This window comes from Streptomyces sp. NPDC059477, assembly GCF_042749375.1.
Taxonomy (GTDB): domain Bacteria; phylum Actinomycetota; class Actinomycetes; order Streptomycetales; family Streptomycetaceae; genus Streptomyces.
Genome location: NZ_JBHYUG010000143.1, coordinates 12,800 through 14,352, shown reverse-complemented (window position 1 = coordinate 14,352; position 1,553 = coordinate 12,800). Strand labels below are relative to the sequence as shown.

Below are 1,553 nucleotides of genomic sequence, written 5' to 3'. Positions count from 1 at the left end.
GAACTGCACAGCTTCGGGCGGGTCCTGGACGGCGTGGCGCCCGCGGGCCTGCTGCCGCCGGTGCCGGACGACGAGCTGGCCGAGTTCGTCGTCCGGGACCAGCGGGACTTCTGGCGGCCCCACGTGGACAGGGCCGCGCTGTGGACCCAGGACATCTGGGTCGACCTCGCCCTGATCACCCTGGCCCGCGCCACCGTGACCCTCAGGGACGGCCGGCTGATCTCCAAGCGCGAGGCCCTCGCCCTGCTGCCCGGACTGGGCGCCCCCGCCGAGGTGGTCGCGGACATCGAGCACCGCCGCTACGGCGGAGCGCGCCCCGCGCCCGGCCCCGGCTGGACCGACCGCCGGGCCGGCCTGACCCGGAGCTACCTGGGCCCAGCGATCGACGCGCTGGTCGCCTCGTACGCCTGAGGCGCCGGGACCGGCACCTGCGCGAGGCCGGTCCCGGCCGGGCGCTCGCGCAGGGCCAGCAGCACCCGCAGGGTGGCGATCCACACCAGGCACGAGCCCAGCATGTGCGCGCCCACCAGAACCTCGGGAAGGTCGGTGAAGTACTGGATGTAGCCGATCGCACCCTGCGCGAGCAGGATCAGGAACAGGTCCCGGGTGCGGTCCAGCGGGCCCTTGGGCGCGTCCACCGCCTTCAGGACGAACCACAGGGCGAAGGTCAGGGTCACCACGATCCACGCCAGCACCGAGTGCAGCCGGGTGACGTCCTCCCACGGCACATCCATGCGCGGTACGTCGCTGGAGTCACCGGCGTGCGGGCCCGCGCCGGTGACGACCGTGCCCACCGCGATCAGCAGCACGGTCACGGCCACCAGGACCCACACCAGCTGCTGCACCACCGTGCCGACCAGCGGACGCGGCGGCGTCCCGCCCTCGCGGGTGCGCTGCCACATCACGGTGGCGACCGCGATCAGGGCGGTGGAGAGCAGGAAGTGCAGGGCGACCGTGTACGGGTTGAGGCCGACCAGCACGACGATGCCGCCGAGCACGGCGTTGCCCATCACCACCCAGAACTGGGTCCAGCCCAGCCGGGTCAGATCGGGCCGGCCCGGCTTGACCGAGCGGGCGGCGATGATCGCCCAGCCGACGGCGGCGCACAGCACATAGGTCAGCAGCCGGTTGCCGAACTCGATCACGCCGTGCAGACCCATCTCCCGGGTCGCGGTGAGCGAGTCGTCCGTGCACTTGGGCCAGGTCGGGCAGCCGAGGCCGGAGCCGGTGAGCCGGACGGCGCCGCCGGTCACGACGATGACGACGGCCATGACGAGGGCGGCGAGCGCGGCCCGCTGGAGGGTCCGCGGAGTGGGCGTCCAGCGCGCGGCGATGAAGGCGAGCGGGTTGCGCACGGCGGCTCGGGTGTCCGCACGGGTCAGCTTTGGCACGGGGCCATCGTAGAAGGCGGCTTGTGCACGCGTTCACGAGGGGCCCGTCCGGGGCGTGGCGCCAGGGCGTGTGCGGCCCTTACCCCCGGCCCCCCCCCCCGCGCGCCGCCCGGGATTTGCCGGCACCCCCCACAACCCCCCGGCGAAACCGCCCGGCGCGGG

General features: G+C 74.2%; 1 protein-coding gene and 1 pseudogene. One reads left to right on the top strand and one right to left on the bottom strand.

Annotation, left to right across the window (positions count from 1 at the left end):
- Positions 1–411 (top strand): annotated as a pseudogene (locus tag ACFXAZ_RS37780) (nucleotidyltransferase); the annotation flags it as partial.
- Here ACFXAZ_RS37780 and ACFXAZ_RS37775 read toward each other — a convergent pair.
- A complete protein-coding gene (locus ACFXAZ_RS37775) occupies positions 366–1,382 on the bottom strand; it encodes a heme A synthase (protein WP_384601020.1) in 1,017 nt (338 codons plus the stop codon). The pseudogene ACFXAZ_RS37780 and the gene ACFXAZ_RS37775 overlap by 46 nt on opposite strands.
- Positions 1,383–1,553: the final 171 nt, after the last annotated feature.